Raw genomic sequence first — 18127 nt, 5'->3', positions numbered from 1 at the left:
ACCTCACCCAAAGGAGATGACGGTGACCGTGACCGCTGACAAGCACACCGACGACGAGAAGACCGAAATCGTCGACGACGCAATCGGTATCGAAGAGGCAGCCGACGAGATCGTCGAGCCCGAAACCGAAACCGAAGCCGAAGCCGAAGCCGAAGCCGACTCCGACGACGAAGCCGACTCCGACACCGACGCCAAGGCCGACGACGACAAAGGCGAGCCCGAGCCGGAGGGCGCCACCCGGGGCCGGCGCCGGCGGGTGCTCGTCGGCGCCGTGGTCGCGGTGTTCGTTGCCGCGTTGGCGCTCTCAGGCTTCCTGGGGTGGCAGGTGTGGCAGACCCATCAGGTGGCGCAGGCCGGAAAGCAGGCCCAGGATGCCGCGGTGGCATACGCACAGATCTTGACGAGTATCGATTCCAACAAGGTCGACGAGAACTTCAACCAGGTGCTGTCCGGCGCGACGGGCGAGTTCAAGGACATGTACTCGCAGTCGAGCATGCAGCTGCGCCAGTTGCTCATCGACAACAAGGCCTCGGCGCATGGCGTGGTGGTGGACTCGGCCGTGCAGTCGGCGAGCAAGGACAAGGTCGTGGTGTTGTTGTTCGTCGACCAGTCGGTGTCGAACACCACCGTTCCCGATCCGCGGATCGACCGCAGCCGCATCAAGATGACCATGGAGAAGGTCGACGGGCAGTGGCGCGCAAGCAAAGTGGAACTCGCCTGAGCCGGCCATGATGCGCATCGGCAAACTGATCGGCGCGGCAGCCCTGGCAGCGGGCTCCCTGGTGGGTGTCGCGACCGCCCCGCCCGCGGCGGCGTCGGCGGCATCGTTCTGTGACGAACTGGGCGCCCAATGGGACGGGCAGTCCTGCCATACGTCGGTGACCTCGGACCGAAACGCGGTTCGTGACATCAAGATGGCACTGCCCGGCGATCTGGTGGAAAACCCCGTCATCCGGCAGTACCTGACCAACCTGATGAACAACTGGCGCAACGCCGCGCAGAAGATGGCTCACGACAGCTTCGGTGAGGAGCAGTTCGAGATCTTCCAGCATGGCGACGCGATGACGGCCGTCTTCCATGAGATGTACTCGGGCACGGTCGGCACCGACGCCTTGTCACACCCGAACGCGCCCATCGTCAGCGATGCGTACCGCACCTTCACCTTCGCCGGTGGGCGGCAGGTGCAGCTGGCCGACCTGTTCAAACCGGGCGCCGATTTCCGGGCCGAGATCCCGCGCCTGGGCGAGCCGTTCATCGTCGCCGCACTCGATGCCGCGCCGCCGCCGCATCAGCCCGGCACCTATCCGTTCACTCCGGACCGCTGGACCCCGGACAACGTCTACTCGGGCGGATACAAGGCCTGGGCACTGACCCCCGACGAGCTGATCCTCTACATGCCGGATTACCCGGTCGGGCGCGACAGTCCGATCGATTTCACTCCCGGCAGGATGCAGTGGTCGATGGACGGCGGCACCGTGCAGGCGCACATTCCGCTCTCGGCGCTGGCCCCGGTGCTGCAGCCGCAATACGGCGGTGCCTGATCGCCAGGCTTGAGCCTTTCGATTCTTCGCGAGGCTAAAGGGTTACCCGGCCTGAGTTTGTTGCCACCATGAGCCGCACCAATCAGTGCGACTCCATGGGGGACAACGGCCATGCGCCCAATCAGTTCGGTACTCGCGATGCTCAGCGCACTCGTGTTGGTACTGACCGCGTGTGGCTCGTCCGGTGAGTCGGCGCGCACCGAAGACGGCAAGACCGTGGTGCGCTACCAGGGCTGGGCCGGTGAGGTCCGCTTCCAAGAGCTGGCCGAGGAACTCGGCTACTACCAGAAGATCAAGCTCGATTGGGTGGGGAACACCACCAGCGGGCCGCAGGACATCCAGTCGGTGGCCACCGGCGATATCGACGTGGGTGAGGCGTTCAACGGCGCCGTGGTCAAGCTCAATGCCGCCGGTGCCCCGATCACCTCGGTGCTCAGCTCCTACGGCGCCGATGAGGGCGAATACACCGGCTACTTCGTGCTGGAGAACAGCCCGATCCACTCGGCACGCGACCTGATCGGCAAGAAGGTCGGGATGAATACCCTTGGCGCCCACCACGAGTTCCTGACCCGGGAATGGCTGGCCAAGGAGGGACTGACCAACGACGAGATCAAGACGGTGACCCTCACGGTGGTGCCGCCGGTCAACACCGAGCAGGCGTTGCGGGAGAAGCAGATCGACGTCGCGGCGCTCAACGGGATCTGGCGCGAGACCGCGCAGCAACGCGGGGGGATCCGGCCGCTGTTCACCGACAAGTCACTGTTCGGGGCGTTCAGCTACGGCACCTATGTGGTCCGTGACGAGTTCCTGGCCAAGAACCGGGATGCGGTGGCCGATTACGTCCAGGGCACGGCCCGGGCCATCCGCTGGACCCAGGTGACCCCGCGCGACGAGGTGGTGGCCAAGTTCCGCGAGATCATCAACAAGCGAAAGCGCAACGAGGACACCCAGTCCATCGAATACTGGCGCAGCTCGGGCATTCCGGTACCCGGCGCTGTGATCGCCGAGCGCGAACTGCAGACCTGGATCGACTGGCTGGTCCGCAACGGTGAGCTCAAGGAAGGCCAGCTCAAGGCCAAGGATCTCTACACGAACGATCTCAACCCGTATGCCAACGGAACCTATCCCGAAGGCAGCGGTCCGGACGGGAAAGTACTGGCGCACAAGTGAGTACGCAACCCAAGCTGCGCCTGCGCAATGTGACCAAGCAGTTCCCGATCCGCGGTGAGAAGACCAGCTTCACCGCCATCCAGGACATCAGCATCGACGTCACGGCAGGTGAGTTCCTGGTGCTGGTCGGGCCGAGTGGTTGCGGCAAGTCGACGCTGCTGGACCTGCTCGGCGGGCTGACCCAGCCGACGTCGGGGGAGATCCTGCTCGACGGCAAGCCGGTCACCGGGCCCGGGCTGGATCGGGGCATCGTCTTCCAGCAGTACGCGCTGCTGCCGTGGCGCAGCGCCCGTAAGAACATCGAATTCGGTCTGGAGGCAAAGGGACTGCCCGCGGCTCAGCGGCGCCGGCGGGCCGAGGAGTACCTCGAGCTGGTGGGGCTGCAGGGCTTCGCCGATCGCTACCCGCACGAGCTGTCCGGTGGGATGAAGCAGCGGGTCGCGATCGCCCGCAGCCTCGCGTTCGACCCCGAGGTGCTGCTGATGGACGAGCCGTTCGCCGCCTTGGATGCCCAGACCCGGGAATCCCTGCAGGACGAACTGCTCAGGATCTGGCAGGCCACGGGTAAGACCATCCTGTTCATCACCCACGGCATCGACGAGGCGCTGTACCTCGGCCAGCGGGTCGCGGTGCTGACGTCACGGCCGGGCCGGATCAAGCAGATCGTCGACGTCGACATCGACCGCAACACCGACGACGTCCGCTCCAGCGAGGGATTCCGGGCACAACGCCACCACATCTGGTCGCTTCTGCACGACGAGGTGGAACGCGCCCGGTCCGAGGAGGTTCAACATGTCTAGCGCCGTCGCGGTGGCTCCCGTCGAGTCACCCGCCGAAATCCCGACCGAGGCGCCGGCAGCAGCCGAGCCCGAGCATCGCGGCCGCCGACTGCAGGCCCTCACCTGGCGGCTGTTGCGCGCCACCGTGGTCGTCGCCGCGTTCCTGGCGCTGTGGGAGGTGGCCCCGCGGGTCGGGCTGGTGGACAAGGTCTTTCTGCCGCCGTTCTCCGAGGTCGTCAGCGCGTGGTTCACCCTTTTGAACAACGGCCAACTGTGGGAGCACGTTTCGGCCAGCCTGTCGCGCGCGCTGGCCGGTCTGGCCATCGCGATCGTGGTCAGCATCCCGGTGGGAGTGGCGATCGCCTGGTACCGGCCGGTCGCCGAGTTTCTCAACCCGATCCTGGAGTTGTTCCGCAACACCGCCGCGCTCGCCCTGCTGCCGGTCTTCATCCTGATCCTGGGGATCGGTGAGACCTCCAAGGTGGCCCTGGTGATCTATGCCGCGTCGTTCCCGATCCTGCTCAACACCATCTCCGGGGTGCGCACCGTCGACCCCCTCCTGATCAAATCGGCGCGTTCCCTCGGTCTTTCACCGATCAGGCTGTTCCAGAAGGTGATCCTGCCCGCGGCGGTGCCCACCATCTTCACCGGCCTGCGCATGGCGGCGGCCTCCTCGATCCTGGTGTTGATCGCCGCCGAGATGGTCGGCGCCAAGGCCGGATTGGGTTACCTGATCACCGCATCACAGCTCAACTTCCAGATCCCCAACATGTATGCCGGCATCGTGACGATCGCGCTGGTGGGTGTCATCTTCAACGGCATCGTGGTGGCCATCGAGGGGCGGTTGTCGGGCTGGCGGGCGACGACCTGAACACCGGACATACGAAACGTACGAGAACTCGACAAGGATCTTCATGACGCGACAACTTCATCTCAACGCCTTCCTCATGGGAGTCGGGCACCACGAGGCAGCGTGGCGGCACGAGCGTACCGACGTACGAAACCTGACCGACGTCAAGCACTTCCAGCGCCTTGCCCAACTGGCCGAACGCGGCAAGCTGGATTCGGTGTTCTTCGCCGACGGGTTGGCCGTGGGGCCGCGGGTGAAGCACAACACACAGGCGATCTTCGAGCCGATCACGCTGCTCACCGCGATGGCGACGGTCACCGAGCACGTCGGCCTGATCGCCACCGCGACCACCGGGTACATCGAGCCCTACACCCTGGCCCGCAGCTTCGCCTCCCTCGATCACATCAGCGGAGGCCGGGCCGGGTGGAACATCGTCACCTCCGCCGGTGAGGACGAAGCGGCCAACTTCGGCGTCGAGGGCATCCCCGACCATGGCGGCCGCTACCGGCGTGCCACTGAATTCGTCGACGTGGCAACGGCTTTGTGGGACAGCTGGGAAGACGGCGCACTGGTCCTCGACGAGGCCAGCGGTACCTTCGCCGATACGGAGCGGGTGCACCGGATCGACCACGACGGCGAGCACTTCAAGGTCCGTGGCCCACTGAACACACCGCGTTCGGTGCAGGGCCGCCCGCTGTTGGTACAGGCCGGGTCCTCGGAGTCGGGTAAGGATTTCGCCGCGCGCCATGCCGAGGCGATCTTCACCGCGCAGCGCTCGGTGGCCGACGGCAAGGCGTTCTACCGCGACGTGAAAGCCCGCGCGGTGAAGTTCGGCCGTAGCGCTGATGAGGTGAAGATCCTGCCCGGCATCGTGCCGTTCATCGGTCCCACCGAGGAAGCCGCTCGCGAACTGGAACAGCAGTTCACCGACCTGATCTCGCCCGAGTACTCGTTGCGCCAGCTGTCGCAGATGCTCGGAGTGGACCTGACCGCGCATGCGCTCGACGCGCCGTTGCCCGCGCTGCCACCCATCGAGCAGATCCAGGGCAACAAGAGCCGCTATCAACTGGTGAAGGATCTCGCCAGCAGCGAGTCGCTGACCGTACGGCAGCTGATCGCCAAACTCGGTGGCGGACGCGGGCACCGGACCTTCGCGGGGACTGCCGAGCAGGTTGCCGACAACTTGGAGCTGTGGTTCACCGAGGGCGCCGCCGACGGTTTCAACATCATGCCGCCGTATCTGCCCGGCGGCTTGGAGGATTTCGTCGAGCAGGTGGTGCCGATCCTGCAGCGGCGCGGACTGTTTCGGACCGACTACACCGCGACGACGCTGCGCGGGCATTACGGGCTGGCGCACCGGCCCAGCCGTTACACCGTGACGGCGGCCGAAACCAGCGCGTGAGCGAGGGCGTTCCGCTCCGCTCTCTGGCCACCACAGTCTTTCTGCCGTCCGCGATCTTCGGGATCGGGCAGGGCGCCGGCGCACCCGTGATCGCGCTCATCGCACGGGATCTGGGCGCCTCGGTGGGCCTGGCCGGGTTCATCGTCGCGCTCGTCGGTCTCGGTGCGGTATTCGGCGACCTGCCCGCCGGGCGAATGGTGGCCAGGTTCGGGGAGCGCCGGTCGATCATCGTCGGGTCCTCGCTCGGTACGGCGGGTGTGCTGCTGTCCCTGGTCGCCTGGAATCCGGTGGTGCTGGGCGTCGGCGCGCTGCTGACCGGGTTCTCCAGCGCGGTATGGGGTTTGGCGCGGCAGAGCTACCTGGCCGAGGCAGTGGGCGTCGAGAGACGGGCCCGCGCCATGGCGATGTTCGCCATGACGTGGCGGCTGGGCTACTTCGTCGGGCCGCTCGTCGGGGCGGCGGTGATCCTGGCCGTCGGGGCTCGGGGCGGCTTCATCGTCCAGCTGATCGGCATCGTGGTGTCGGGGTTTCTGATGGCCCGGCTGGCCGATCCGCCGCGTGCCGAGGGCGCGGTGCCCGGCGGGGCACGGCTGGTCGAGATCGTGCGCACGCACCGCACGCTGCTGGGCACCCTCGGACTGGGCGCGCTGATGATGGGGGCGGCACGGTCATCCCGGGATGCGGTGCTCCCGCTGTGGGCCGATCACATCGGGCTGAGCGCGGCGACTGCCTCGTTGGTGTTCGGCATCGGTGCCTTGGCCGACCTGTTGTGCTCCTACCCGTCCGGGATGGTGATGGACCGCTATGGGCGGCGGGCGATGGCGGTGCCGTCACTTCTGGTGATCGGTGCGTCGCTGTTCGCGTTGCCGTTCGCCGCCGGGGTGATCGGCCTGACGGCCGTGGCCGTGTTGATGGGTGTGGGCAACGGGCTGGGCAACGGCGTGATCATGACGCTGGGCGCCGATGTGGCGCCCACGGCGACCCGGGCCGAGTTCCTGGCTGCCTGGCGGCTGATGCACGACAGCGGGATGTTCCTCGGGCCGCTGGCGGTCGGCGGGGTGGCCGCGGTCGCCCCGCTCGGCGTCGCGGCGGCTGCCCTTGGCGCGGTGTCGTGCGCCGGGGCGGCGACCATGCACCGCTTCATCCCGAGGTTCTCACCCTGGCCTGCCCGCTGAATGTGTCGAGTGTGCGCTCAGATCGCGATTTCGTCGTCAAACGCGATCTGAGCGCACACTCGGCAGCGTCTCCTAGCGGTAGTTGACGAACTGCAGCGCCACGTCGAGGTCGGCACCACGCAGCAGCGCCTGGACGGCCTGCAAGTCATCGCGCTTCTTCGAGCTGACCCGGATCTCTTCACCCTGGATCTGCGCCTTGACGCCCTTGGGGCCTTCGTCGCGGATGATCTTGGTGATCTTCTTGGCCTGCTCGCTGCTGATGCCCTGCTTGATGTCGCCGGACACCTTGTAGGTCTTGCCGCTGGCCTGCGGTTCGCCGGCGTCGAAGGCCTTCATCGAGATGTCGCGGCGGACCAATTTCTCCTTGAACACGTCGACCGCGGCCTTGACGCGCTCCTCGGTGCTGGAGGTGAGTTCGATCACCTCTTCGCCCTTCCAGGCGATGCTGGTGTCGGTGCCGCGGAAGTCGAACCGGGTGGACAGTTCCTTGGCGGCCTGGTTGAGCGCGTTATCGACCTCCTGACGGTCGACCTTGCTGACGACGTCGAAGCTGGAATCCGCCATTGGACGCCCCTCCTCTTCCCTCGATAATCCTGCCGGTTTGTAACTTAGGTACATCCTCGTTGTACCCTGCTAGTCGCACCAAACCGGAAACGGGGCGGGGCGACACCAGGCAGATTGCCCGAGCGGCCAATGGGAGCGGACTGTAAATCCGTCGGCTTACGCCTACGCAGGTTCGAATCCTGCATCTGCCACCCTGATCAGGCCCCTTTCGAGGGGGCCTGTTTTGGTTTTGTGGCCTGACCGTCGAGGTTGGTGTCTACCGACGGTCCTCGGAGCCCTGGCATCCGCTCGCCGGATCCGCCGCCTTTGTCTGGCCGGCGGCATCGGCCGACCACCAGCCGAAGCGATGGACCTCAAGGTGGTGGTCCGGTTCCGCGTGCTCCTCGGCCCACCGCAATGCGGTGCGTTTGCGCCAGAACCCGGCGATAGGCATCACGCCACCGTCAGAGCGGTACATGAAGACATACCAACCGAGTTTCACCGCACCCCCCGATGCTGAGCCTGCCTAAGTGTTCCGAACTCCATTCTGGCGCGGGAGTACCGTTCCCTCAAATCCGGGGCAAGCCCTGCGTCACGCAACACTCCACGAGAAACGGTGAATCCGTCTCTACGCAGGGCGAATCCGTCAACCCACTCGACTGTGATTCCCGGCAGTCGGCCGGCGCAAACAATCGAGTCGACAGCATCGGGAGAATCGATTTCATGACTACGCACCGCGTCGTCGACCACAAGCTGTTGAACTTCGCCAGCCACATCGACGACAACACCATCGAGCAGGCGAAGCAGACCGCCTCGATGCCGTTCGTGCACCCTCATGTCGCGCTGATGCCAGATGCCCACAGCGGGAAGGGGTCGGCCGTCGGCACGGTCATCCCCACCATCGACGCCGTGATCCCGGCGGCGGTCGGTGTCGACATCGGGTGCGGGATGATCGCTGCCCGCACGGAATTCACCGCCACCGATCTTCAGGGCCGTGGCCTGGCCGCACTGCGTACCGCGATCGAGACGGCGATTCCGCTGTCGCCGGGCAACTACAACGACACGCTCGCCCGGTTCCCGTTCACGCAGGGCCGCATCGCCGACCTCGAGCATTTGGCGCAGGACGGCGGAATCGACCTGTCGCACTCGCCCAAGTGGCGCGAGCAACTCGGTTCCCTCGGTGGTGGCAACCACTTCATCGAGCTGTGCCTGGATCAGGCCGACCGGGTGTGGCTGTTCCTGCATTCGGGTTCTCGCGGTGTCGGAAACAAGATCGCGCAGAAGCACATCAAGATCGCGCAGAGGCTCATGAAGCGGTGGTGGATCGAGCTGCCCAACCCGGACCTCGCCTACCTACCGCAGGGCACCCTCGAGTTCACCGACTATCTGCGGGAACTCAACTGGGCGCAGCGATTCGCGTTCGAGAACCGGGCCGAGATGATGGACCGCTACATGTGGGTGTTCGCCGCGTGGATGGGCTATGCCCAGTTGGATCAGCCGAAGACCGCGGGCGACTTCGAGGTCGAGCGGATCAACACCCACCACAACTACACCCGTAGGGAACACCATGGTGGGCGCGATGTGTGGCTGACTCGCAAGGGCGCGATCGATGCCCACGCAGGCGTCATGGGGCTGATCCCGGGCAGCATGGGGACCCGTTCGTATGTGGTGCGCGGCAAGGGCAACGCGGCCGGGCTCTGCTCGGCTCCGCACGGCGCCGGGCGTCGGTTCTCCCGTAACGAGGCCCGCCGCCGGTTCACCGCGGACGACCTCGCCGCGCGGATGCAGGGCATCGAGTACCGGCACGGCGAGCAGTGGGTCGACGAGATCCCCGATGCGTACAAGGACATCGACGTCGTGATGGCCGACGCCGCGAGCCTCGTCGAGGTCGAGCATGAGCTGCGTCAGGTGCTCAACGTCAAGGGCACGTAGGTCCTGGCCGCCGGGTCAGGACCTACGTGGGCAGCAGACACAGCTGCACCATCGCCAGCGAGCGGGGGCTGCGCAGGCTGATCCCGGTCGCCTCCTCGAACCGGCGGATCCGGTTCATCACGGTGTTGCGGTGGCAGTAGAGCTCCGACGCGGTGTCGGAAACCGAACCGCTGCCGGCGAACACCTGGATGGTCTCGACGATCAATTCGTAGTCGTGAACGTCGTGGAGTGGACCGAGGACATACCCGCGCAGGTCCTCGATCACCTCTGAGAGCTGCGTGATCGACAGCTGTGCCCACGAGCGGCGCAGCGTGGTCGACCGCAGGTCCAGATCGACGAGCATCCGAACCGTGGCGGCAGCTCGGTGCAGCTCCGGCAGGGCTACCGCTCGGGGCGCGACGGCGCCGTCGAGATCGGCCAGCAGGTCGGTCACCAGCGCCTCGTCGTCGGGCCAGCGTGGGTCGGCGGCCACCAGGATCAGCGCGACGCCGTGGTCGACGTAGTCCAGCGAGGTCAGGTGCCGATTGAGCAGGCGCCGGGTGACGGTGCGGCCGGCCTCCTCACCGGAAATCCCGATCACCCAATAGCTGGCCGCCTCGTCGAGGCCCAGGATCTGGGCCGCGCGCCGAACAGTGGTCGGTGCGGGCTCGCCGGAGAACAGTTCGGACAGGCTGTGTTGTTGTTCGAGGGTGCTGGTCCGTGCCATCGACAGCCGCTGGTCCAGATAGCCGCGCTGCACTCTGATCGCGAAGTCGTCGACCGCCTGCCAGAGCACGTCGACGTGCAGCGCCAGTACGGCCATGTCGTCATCGCCGGCCAGCTTCAGCAGCGCCGACCACGCGACGAGGAAGTCGGTGCGCACCGCCGCGGTGAGGTTCTCCAGCGCGATGCCCTGGGTGGCGCGCAAGGCTCCGACCGCTGCGGGGAACTCCGCCAGCTCGGCGCTCATCGGTCGTTCCAGCAGGGCGGCCAGCAGGTAGCGGAACGCCAGTCGCGCCGCGCTGAGAAGGTCGTCTTCCTCGGGGACGCTGTCGTAGAACCGGGCACCCCGGTCGATCTGCGTCAGGTACTCGGCGGCCAGGTCGTCGTCCAGGTTGTCCAGCTGTGCGAGCAGCCAGCGCCAGCGAAGCCGGGTGTCTTCGCGGCGGCCGGACAGATTGCGCATCATCGGGCAGGCTACTGCAGACCAGACGGGTTTGTAGGGTGAGCGATCCGAACCGTTCGCGGACGAGATTGCGCCCCGGTGCCCAATCCGGGGCAGGAAAACCGGGTGGATCCGGCGCTCGGATGTGCGTGTGCACAATTTGTGCCGACCAATACGTTGCACGGCGGCTATGGGCCGGATCACGTTGGCGGCCATACGATCTGTTGCCATGTCCACGACGTACATCCGCGGCGGCACCGTCGTTTCCCCCACCGGTTGTCAGGCGCTCGACGTGCTCATCGACGGTGAGCGCATCGCTGCCCTGGTCGATCCGGAGCTGGCTCCGTTCGGCGATCCCGACCGGACTTTCGACCGCGTGCTGGATGCCTCGGGCCGCTACGTCATCCCCGGCGGCGTCGACGCCCACACCCATATGGAGATGCCGTTCGGCGGCACCGTCGCCTCCGACACTTTCGAGACCGGCACCCGCGCGGCCGCCCACGGCGGCACCACCACGATCATCGACTTCGCGATCCAGCGGCAGGGCGAGCGGGTACAGGACACCCTGGCGGCCTGGCACACCAAGGCCGCGGGCAACTGCGCGATCGACTACGGCTTCCACCAGATCCTGGGCGGCGTGGACTCCGATGCCCTCAAGGCGATGGACGAGCTGGTCGCCGAGGGCGTGACGAGCTTCAAGCTGTTCATGGCCTACCCCGGGGTGTACTACTCCGACGACGGCCAGATCCTGCGGGCCATGCAGCAGTGTGCGAGCAACGGCGCGCTGACGATGATGCATGCCGAGAACGGCATCGCCATCGATCAACTGGTGGCCCAGCACATCGAACGCGGCGAAACCTCGCCCTACTACCACGGGGTGTCCCGGCCGTGGGAGCTGGAAGAGGAGGCCACCCACCGCGCGATCATGCTGGCGAAGGTCACCGGGGCGCCGCTGTACGTGGTCCACGTTTCGGCCAAGCAGGCCATGGAGCAGATCGCCACCGCCCGCGGCCGCGGCGCCAACGTCTTCGCCGAGACCTGCCCGCAGTACCTGTACCTCTCGCTGGAGGAGCAGCTGGGCGCCGCCGGGTTCGAAGGCGCCAAGTGGGTGTGCTCCACGCCGTTGCGCTCCCGCGAGGAGCGTCACCAGGACGAGCTGTGGCGCTACATCCGCACCGGCGACGTGGCGACGGTGTCCACCGACCACTGTCCGTTCTGTTTCAAGGGACAGAAGGAGATGGGTATCGACGACTTCTCCAAGATCCCCAATGGCATGGCCGGCGTCGAACACCGCATCGACCTGATGTACCAGGGCGTGGTCAACGGCAACCTGAGCCTGGAGCGCTGGGTCGACGTGTGTGCCACCACCCCGGCCCGCATGTTCGGGCTCTACCCGCGCAAGGGCATCATCTCGCCCGGGGCCGACGCCGACGTCGTGATCTATGACCCCAACGCGCACACCTCGATCGGTTTCGACAAGACCCACCACTCGAACCTCGATCACTCCACCTGGGAGGGCTTCGAGATCGACGGCGGTGTGCAGACCGTGCTGTCGCGCGGCACCGTCGTCGTCGACCGTGGTCAGTATCTCGGCCGGAAGGGCCACGGCAGCTACCTCAAACGCGGGCTGTCGCAATACCTGATCTGACCCGGATCGACCGCATCGTCAAGCGTGGCCGAAGCCCGCGACGTTCGTTCAACGTGCCTGGAGGAAAACCTTGACCGCACAACACAACAACACCGAACTGCGCATTCGTCTGGACGCCGGCCGCGACCGCGAGTTCCTGGACTCCTGGGCGGAACTGGCGGCCATCGGCGAGACCCCGGCGGGCGGCGTAGAGCGCCAAGCCGCCACCGCCGAGGACGGGCAGATGCGGGACTGGTTCTCGCAGTGGCTGCGTCAGCGTGGCTTCACCGTGGAAGTCGACCGGGTCGGAAACCTGTTCGGCCTGCTGGAGTTTCAGCCGGGTGCGCCCTACGTCCTGGTGGGATCGCACCTCGACAGCCAGCCCCGCGGAGGCAAGTTCGACGGCGCCTACGGCGTCTTCGCCGGTGCCTCCGCCGCCGACCGGATCCGCCGTCAGGCCGCCGAATCCGGTGTGACGCCGATGTACAACGTCGCCGTGGTGGACTGGTTCAACGAGGAAGGCTCGCGGTTCAAGCCGTCGCTGATGGGCAGTGCGGTGTTCACCGGGGCCGCGGATCTCGAAGACACGCTCAACATCACCGATCAGGACGGCGTCACTGTCCGCGACGCCCTGACCGCCATCGACAGCATCGGGAAAACGGATGTGTTCCCGGACGGCGACGTCACCCGCCGGCTGGCCGCCTATGCCGAGATCCATATCGAGCAGGGCCGCGAACTGGAGAAGCACAATGTCTCCATCGGGTTGGTGGACCGCACCTGGGCCGCCAACAAGTACGAATTGAATGTCATTGGCGCCCAGGGGCACACTGGTGCCACCGCGATCGACGACCGCCAGGATGCGCTGCTGGGTGCGGCGCTGATCGTGGTGGCGCTACGTGACATCGCCGACGAGTTCGGCGAGGAGCTGCACACCAGTTGTGGGCAGTTGACCGTGCTGCCCAACTCTCCGGTGGTGGTACCGCGCGAGGTTCACATGCACCTGGACTTGCGTTCTGACAACGACGAGTTGCTCGCCGCCGCCGACGCCGCGCTGCGAAAGCGCATCGCCGAGGCCGAGATCCGGGCCAAGGTCGAGGTCGAGCACCGCAAGGCCCACGTCTGGCCCGGCCACCACTACCAGCCGGAAGGGGTGGAGCTGGCCCGCACCGTCGCCGATGACCTCGGAATGTCGAGCATGCTCGTGCAGACCCGCGCCGGCCACGACTCGACCAACATGAAGGAAATCGTCCCTTCGGTGATGCTGTTCGTTCCCAGCGTGGAAGGCATCTCGCACGCCGAGGCCGAATTCACCTCGGACGAAGACCTTTGCACCGGTGTGGATCTGCTCACCGAGACGCTGGCCCGCATGCTCGACGGCGCCTTGGACTCGGCCACTGCCAATCGCGTCCGGTGACGCGCAACCACAATACGAATAGGAGACCAACATGGACCTGGGACTGAAAGGCATGCGGGCACTGATCTCCGGTGCCAGCGACGGCATCGGACTGGCCACCGCGGAGTTGCTGGCCGAAGAAGGTGCCGACGTGGCACTGGTGGCCCGCCGCGCGGACGCGCTGACCGAGGCCTGTACCTCGATCTCGGCCAGGACCGGCGTCAAGGCCGTGTCCGTGGCAGCCGACCTCAGCGACAAGTCGGTGTTCGACTCGGTGGTCACCGACGTCGTCGACGAACTCGGCGGCCTGGACATCCTGATCAACAACGCCGGCGCGTCATCGTTCGGTGGCTTCGATGACCTCACCGACGAACAGTGGGTCGCCGACATCAACCTCAAGCTGTTCGGATTCATCCGCATGACCCGAGCGGCGTTGCCACACCTGCTCAAGAACGGCAACGGCCGCATCGTCAACGTCGCGGGAAACTCCGGCAAGCAGGCGCTGGAGTATCACATGCCCGGAGCCGCCGCCAACGCCGCGATCCTGAACTTCAGCAAGTCGTTGTCGCTGCAGGTCGGTGCGCAGGGCGTGATGATCAACACGGTGTGCCCCGGCCCGGTCCGGACCGCGCGGCTGGTCAAGCAGTTCGCCACCAACGCCAAGGACTGGGGTTGCACCCCCGAGGAGGCCGAGGAGCGCTACCTGGAGAACCTGCCACTGTCCTACATCCCCAGCGCGCGGGACATCGCCTACTCGATCGTGTTCCTGGCCTCGCCGCGGGCCGCGTACCTGAACGGGACCACGATCACCAACGACGGCGGAATCACCCGTGCCGTCTGAGTTTTCGCGGCCCACGGCGTGGCGGGTGGCGCGGATCGGGATGATCGTGCCGTCGTCGAACACGTGCCTGGAACCCACCACGTACCGAATGCTGGGGGAGCGAACCGACGTCAGTGTCCACTTCACCCGGATCCCGGTCGGCCGGGTCGGGCTCGACGGCACCTCCGACGCCCAGTTCGACACGGGCGGAATGGAAGCGGCGGCGGTCATGCTGGCCACGGCCGAGGTCGATGTGATCGCGTTCAACGGCACGGCGGGTTCATGGCTGGGTACCGATCATGATCGGGCGATCACCGACGCCATCACCACTAAGACCGGGGTGCGGGCGCTCACCAGCACGCAGGCCACCCTGGCGGCATTCGCGGCTCTGGGCGTGCGCAGCATCGGCCTGGTCACGCCCTACCCCGACGACATGAATGCCAGGATCGGCGAGTGCTACCGCGACGAGGGCATCACCGTGAGCGCGGCGCATGGTTTCGGTCTCACCGAGACCGCCGACATCGGCAGGATACGGGCCGACGAGCTACTGGCGCCCACTCGGCTGGTCGCACAAAGCCGACCTGACGCGGTCGCCTATGTCTGCACCAATCTGCACGGTGCCGATGCCGTCGAGGATGCCAGAGCCGAAATCGGCATCCCGGTGGTCGATTCGGTGGTGGTCACGCTCGCGGCGTGCCTGGCCATGGTGGGAGCCGGTCCGCTGCATCCGCGATGGGGGCTGGACCTGGCCGGGACCCTGGGGTTGACCAGTGGGACCGTTGCCCGGCCGTGAGGAAGCCGACGGCCGGTGGCAGGTTCTCCTCGAGGGACTCGCCGGCATCGACGATGAACTCGCGGCCGAGTATCTCGAACGGATCGACGGTGGCGCACGCTACTACGATGGTGTCCCGGACGAACACGATCTGAAAGACAGCGCCCGCAACGCATTCCGCTATCTTCTCGGGTGTCTGTTGGCCAGGCCGCTGTCTGCCGATCTGATGGCGTTCCCGGCGCAAGTCGGCGCCCTGCGCGCCCGCCAGGGCATCGCGTTGGAGAACCTGAGCGCGGCGGTCCGAAACGACTTCCTTGTTGCGTGGTCGGCGTTGTTACGTCTGGCCGACGACAGCGACATGGCCGTGCTGGCCATGCACGTCGGTCAACTGTGGACTGTGGTGGACGATTTCGCCGGCGCTATTCAACGGGGCTACCTGGACGAGCGACTGCAAATGGCGCGCACCGATGCCATCGAACAACAACGGAGTCTCTCCGACCTGTTCTCGGATGGGCCGAGTCCCACCTTGGTGCGCCGCGCGGCCGAGGTGCTCGGGCTCGACGAGACCGCGTTCTATTGGGTCGTGGGCATCACCGCCGACGATGCGATTTCGACGGTGACCCGGCGGCTCGCAGGCTCCGGTGTGGTGGCGCTGGAGCACACCAGCAAGGGCGTGACGCTGTTCCTCTTGTCCGCGCACACCCGCTGGCCCGATGACGAGGCGCTCGCGGCCGACGTCCTGGCCGGCGTGGCAGGGGCGGTAGCACCGCGAACTGTGCTGTTACAGAACGTTTTCCAGTCCGCTACGACGGTCCGGATGCTTGCGCAGCTGGGTTTGGAGGCGACTACGCTCAGGCGTTCCTGGTCGCAGTTGTCGATTGCTCAGCTGTGCGCCGTGTTCGACGACCTGCGTAGCTACGTGGACGCTCCGCTCGCCGCGATGAACGATCGCGACCTCCTGGTCGAGACCATGCTGGTATTCGCCGAGAGCGGATCGGTCTCCGCCACCGCCGCGAAACTCTATTGCCACCGCAACACGGTGCTCAATCGGATCCGGAAGTTCGAGGACGCCACCGGAATCAGCCTCCGCACACCCCGGGCGCAAGCCATGGTGCAACTGTGCCTGCTGCGGTCATGAACCGGCGTGCGCGTCCGCGATTGTGCAGACGCACACTGTGTGAGCTGGATCGCGTTGCACCGCGACTATGGGTGCAGCCATATTGCCGCCCTAGCATTTTCGCTATGACCAGCACCTACCAGAGGACCATATGAACCCTTCAGTTCCTGCTGCAGACACAGACGCTGCGGCCGCGAAATCGCGTCGCCGGCGCACCATCATCGCGAGCATGGTCGGCACCACCATCGAGTGGTACGACTTCAACATCTACGGATCCGTCGCCGCGTTGGTGTTCGGCAAGATCTTCTTTCCCGATGTTGATCCGGCGGCTGGAACCTTGTTGGCGCTGGCCACATTCGGGGTCGGGTTCGCCGCCCGCCCGATCGGTGGGATCATCTTCGGCCACATCGGTGACCGGGTCGGGCGCAAGGCGGCCCTGATCGCGACCATCTTGATGATGGGTGCCGCGACCGTGGCCATCGGACTGCTGCCGACCTACAGCTCCATCGGCATTCTGGCGCCCGTCCTGCTGGTGCTGTGTCGCCTGATTCAAGGCATCGGTCTCGGTGGTGAGTGGGGCGGCGCCGTGCTGATGGTGGTGGAGCAGGACGAGTCCGTGGACAGCCGGGGGCGGGCCGGCAGCTGGATGCAATCCGCCTCGCCGTTGGGCTTCCTGTTGTCCACGGCCACGCTGGCAGCGGTCAGCGCGCTGATGACCGAGGAACAGTTCATGGCCTGGGGATGGCGCGTTCCGTTCCTGCTCAGTGCGCCACTGGTGCTGGTGGGCCTGCTGATTCGCGTCAAGATCGTCGAATCCTCGGTCTTCACCCGAAATCAGAAGCAGCTCAAGGAAAAGGAGGCCAAGGCCCCGATCCTGCAAGTGCTGCGCCACGCCCCGAAGATGATCCTGCTCGTCGTGCTGCTCGGGCTGGGCCAGCAGGTCGCCTACTTCGTGATCAACGTTTTCTCGTTGTCCTACGTCACCCATCACACCGACATCTCGAAGGGGACGGTCCTCAACGCCGTCGCCATCGGCGCTGTCGCTCAGCTCTTGTCGATTCTGTACTTCGGACGGCTCAGTGACCGGGTGGGCCGGCGCATTCCCTTCCTCATCGGCGGCGTCGGGATGGCGGTGTGGGCCTTCGCGGTGTACCCGCTGATGGGTACCGGCAACTTCGGGCTGATGGTGCTGTCGGTGTCGGTCGCGATGGTGTTCCAGGGTGCGATGTACGGCGTGCTCGCGGCGTTCATCGCCGAACTGTTCGACACCAGCTACCGCTACACCGGTGTCTCGCTCGGCTACATGCTGATCGGCATCGTCGGCGGAGGGTTCGCACCGCTGATCGCGTCGACGCTGCTGGACACCACCGGTTCGGTGACTTCGGTCGCGATCTACATCTCGGCGTCATCTGTGCTGACGCTGATCGCCGCCTACTTCGCGCCGGAAACCTCGAAGCGCAACCTCGACAATCTCCTCGACGACGGCGCCGTCACCGACCCCGCACCTCAGCGCGGTCAGAGCGTGGCGCACACCGGGTAGACCCGGCGGAGGGAAACGATCTGCCGTTGCCTGGCCGAACATGGCCAGGCAACGGGCCGACTCAGGACTTGCGCCCGGCGACCAGATAGACCACGGGAACCACGCCCGAGGTGCTCAGCACCCCGAGCGCGCTGCCCCACAACCATTTCGGTCCGTGATCCGGCTCGCATCACGACCGGCGAGGTCGCGCAGTGCCCAGGCCCGCAGCCCGGCATCGATCGCGGCCACCGCGATGACGGCCGCCTTGGCGTTGGGGGACAGGTCTTTCCAGCGCTTCTTGGCCACTACGGCATTCCTTTCGGGCAACGGACGGTCACTTCCA

General features: G+C 66.2%; 17 protein-coding genes, 1 tRNA gene and 1 pseudogene. 15 read left to right on the top strand and 4 right to left on the bottom strand.

The genetic code is table 11. The features are described from left to right. The first annotated feature begins 16 nt into the window (after window positions 1–16). The 7 genes from ACNQVK_RS31560 to ACNQVK_RS31530 all read left to right on the top strand — a co-directional run bounded on the left by ACNQVK_RS31560 (window position 17) and on the right by ACNQVK_RS31530 (window position 6917). Window positions 17–721, top strand: a complete 705-nt coding sequence (locus ACNQVK_RS31560) for a DUF3329 domain-containing protein (RefSeq protein ID WP_418032650.1) — start codon at window positions 17–19, stop codon at window positions 719–721. Window positions 722–731: 10 nt separating this feature from the next. After that, window positions 732–1541: a DUF3298 domain-containing protein gene (locus ACNQVK_RS31555; RefSeq protein WP_418032649.1), complete on the top strand. Its 810-nt coding sequence runs from the start codon at window positions 732–734 to the stop codon at window positions 1539–1541. Window positions 1542–1652: 111 nt separating this feature from the next. Beyond that, window positions 1653–2711 carry an ABC transporter substrate-binding protein gene (locus tag ACNQVK_RS31550; protein ID WP_418032648.1) on the top strand — a complete coding sequence of 353 codons (1059 nt, stop codon included), beginning with the start codon at window positions 1653–1655 and terminating at the stop codon, window positions 2709–2711. Continuing rightward, window positions 2708–3511, top strand: a complete 804-nt coding sequence (locus tag ACNQVK_RS31545; RefSeq protein ID WP_418032647.1) for an ABC transporter ATP-binding protein — start codon at window positions 2708–2710, stop codon at window positions 3509–3511. The genes ACNQVK_RS31550 and ACNQVK_RS31545 overlap by 4 nt, the downstream gene beginning before the upstream one ends. Then, on the top strand, window positions 3504–4361 hold the full coding sequence (locus ACNQVK_RS31540; protein ID WP_418032646.1) for an ABC transporter permease: 858 nt from the start codon (window positions 3504–3506) through the stop codon (window positions 4359–4361). The genes ACNQVK_RS31545 and ACNQVK_RS31540 overlap by 8 nt, the downstream gene beginning before the upstream one ends. 43 nt (window positions 4362–4404) lie before the next feature. Beyond that, window positions 4405–5742, top strand: coding sequence for an LLM class flavin-dependent oxidoreductase (locus ACNQVK_RS31535; RefSeq protein WP_409551379.1), 1338 nt, complete (start codon window positions 4405–4407; stop codon window positions 5740–5742). Next, entirely contained in the window at window positions 5739–6917 is a 1179-nt protein-coding gene (locus ACNQVK_RS31530) for an MFS transporter (RefSeq protein WP_418032645.1), read from the top strand. The genes ACNQVK_RS31535 and ACNQVK_RS31530 overlap by 4 nt, the downstream gene beginning before the upstream one ends. Window positions 6918–6989: 72 nt before the next feature. On the opposite strand, the gene ACNQVK_RS31525 is transcribed toward ACNQVK_RS31530, so the two are convergent. Continuing rightward, window positions 6990–7481, bottom strand: a complete 492-nt coding sequence (locus ACNQVK_RS31525) for a YajQ family cyclic di-GMP-binding protein (RefSeq protein WP_044515866.1) — start codon at window positions 7479–7481, stop codon at window positions 6990–6992. A gap of 108 nt (window positions 7482–7589) precedes the next feature. On the opposite strand from ACNQVK_RS31525, the gene ACNQVK_RS31520 reads away from it, so the two are divergent. Next, window positions 7590–7672, top strand: a tRNA-Tyr gene (locus ACNQVK_RS31520). Window positions 7673–7737: 65 nt separating this feature from the next. Here the strand turns inward: ACNQVK_RS31520 and ACNQVK_RS31515 are convergent. Next, window positions 7738–7914, bottom strand: a complete 177-nt coding sequence (locus tag ACNQVK_RS31515; RefSeq protein ID WP_418032644.1) for a hypothetical protein — start codon at window positions 7912–7914, stop codon at window positions 7738–7740. Between the two features lie 269 nt (window positions 7915–8183). On the opposite strand from ACNQVK_RS31515, the gene ACNQVK_RS31510 reads away from it, so the two are divergent. Next, window positions 8184–9392, top strand: a complete 1209-nt coding sequence (locus tag ACNQVK_RS31510) for an RtcB family protein (protein ID WP_418032643.1) — start codon at window positions 8184–8186, stop codon at window positions 9390–9392. Between the two features lie 22 nt (window positions 9393–9414). On the opposite strand, the gene ACNQVK_RS31505 is transcribed toward ACNQVK_RS31510, so the two are convergent. Next, a complete protein-coding gene (locus tag ACNQVK_RS31505; RefSeq protein WP_418032642.1) occupies window positions 9415–10557 on the bottom strand; it encodes a PucR family transcriptional regulator in 1143 nt (380 codons plus the stop codon). Between the two features lie 208 nt (window positions 10558–10765). On the opposite strand from ACNQVK_RS31505, the gene hydA reads away from it, so the two are divergent. The 6 genes from hydA to ACNQVK_RS31475 all read left to right on the top strand — a co-directional run bounded on the left by hydA (window position 10766) and on the right by ACNQVK_RS31475 (window position 17805). After that, window positions 10766–12184, top strand: coding sequence for a dihydropyrimidinase (gene hydA, locus ACNQVK_RS31500; protein ID WP_273733104.1), 1419 nt, complete (start codon window positions 10766–10768; stop codon window positions 12182–12184). Between the two features lie 70 nt (window positions 12185–12254). Further along, window positions 12255–13577, top strand: a complete 1323-nt coding sequence (locus ACNQVK_RS31495) for a M20 family metallo-hydrolase (RefSeq protein ID WP_418032641.1) — start codon at window positions 12255–12257, stop codon at window positions 13575–13577. A gap of 31 nt (window positions 13578–13608) precedes the next feature. Continuing rightward, entirely contained in the window at window positions 13609–14397 is a 789-nt protein-coding gene (locus ACNQVK_RS31490) for an SDR family oxidoreductase (RefSeq protein WP_418032640.1), read from the top strand. Continuing rightward, window positions 14387–15169 carry an Asp/Glu racemase gene (locus tag ACNQVK_RS31485; protein ID WP_418032639.1) on the top strand — a complete coding sequence of 261 codons (783 nt, stop codon included), beginning with the start codon at window positions 14387–14389 and terminating at the stop codon, window positions 15167–15169. The genes ACNQVK_RS31490 and ACNQVK_RS31485 overlap by 11 nt, the downstream gene beginning before the upstream one ends. Then, a complete protein-coding gene (locus ACNQVK_RS31480) occupies window positions 15147–16286 on the top strand; it encodes a helix-turn-helix domain-containing protein (protein ID WP_418032638.1) in 1140 nt (379 codons plus the stop codon). The genes ACNQVK_RS31485 and ACNQVK_RS31480 overlap by 23 nt, the downstream gene beginning before the upstream one ends. A gap of 130 nt (window positions 16287–16416) precedes the next feature. Beyond that, window positions 16417–17805, top strand: a complete 1389-nt coding sequence (locus ACNQVK_RS31475) for an MFS transporter (RefSeq protein ID WP_418032637.1) — start codon at window positions 16417–16419, stop codon at window positions 17803–17805. Between the two features lie 61 nt (window positions 17806–17866). On the opposite strand, the pseudogene ACNQVK_RS31470 reads toward ACNQVK_RS31475, so the two are convergent. Continuing rightward, a pseudogene (locus ACNQVK_RS31470) lies at window positions 17867–18090 on the bottom strand (hypothetical protein). Window positions 18091–18127 lie beyond the last annotated feature (37 nt).

This window comes from Mycobacterium sp. 134 (assembly GCF_048282715.1).
In the GTDB taxonomy this organism is placed as follows: domain Bacteria; phylum Actinomycetota; class Actinomycetes; order Mycobacteriales; family Mycobacteriaceae; genus Mycobacterium; species Mycobacterium septicum.
The sequence above is the reverse complement of the archived record's forward strand: the minus strand, read 5'-3'. Positions and strand labels throughout refer to the sequence as shown.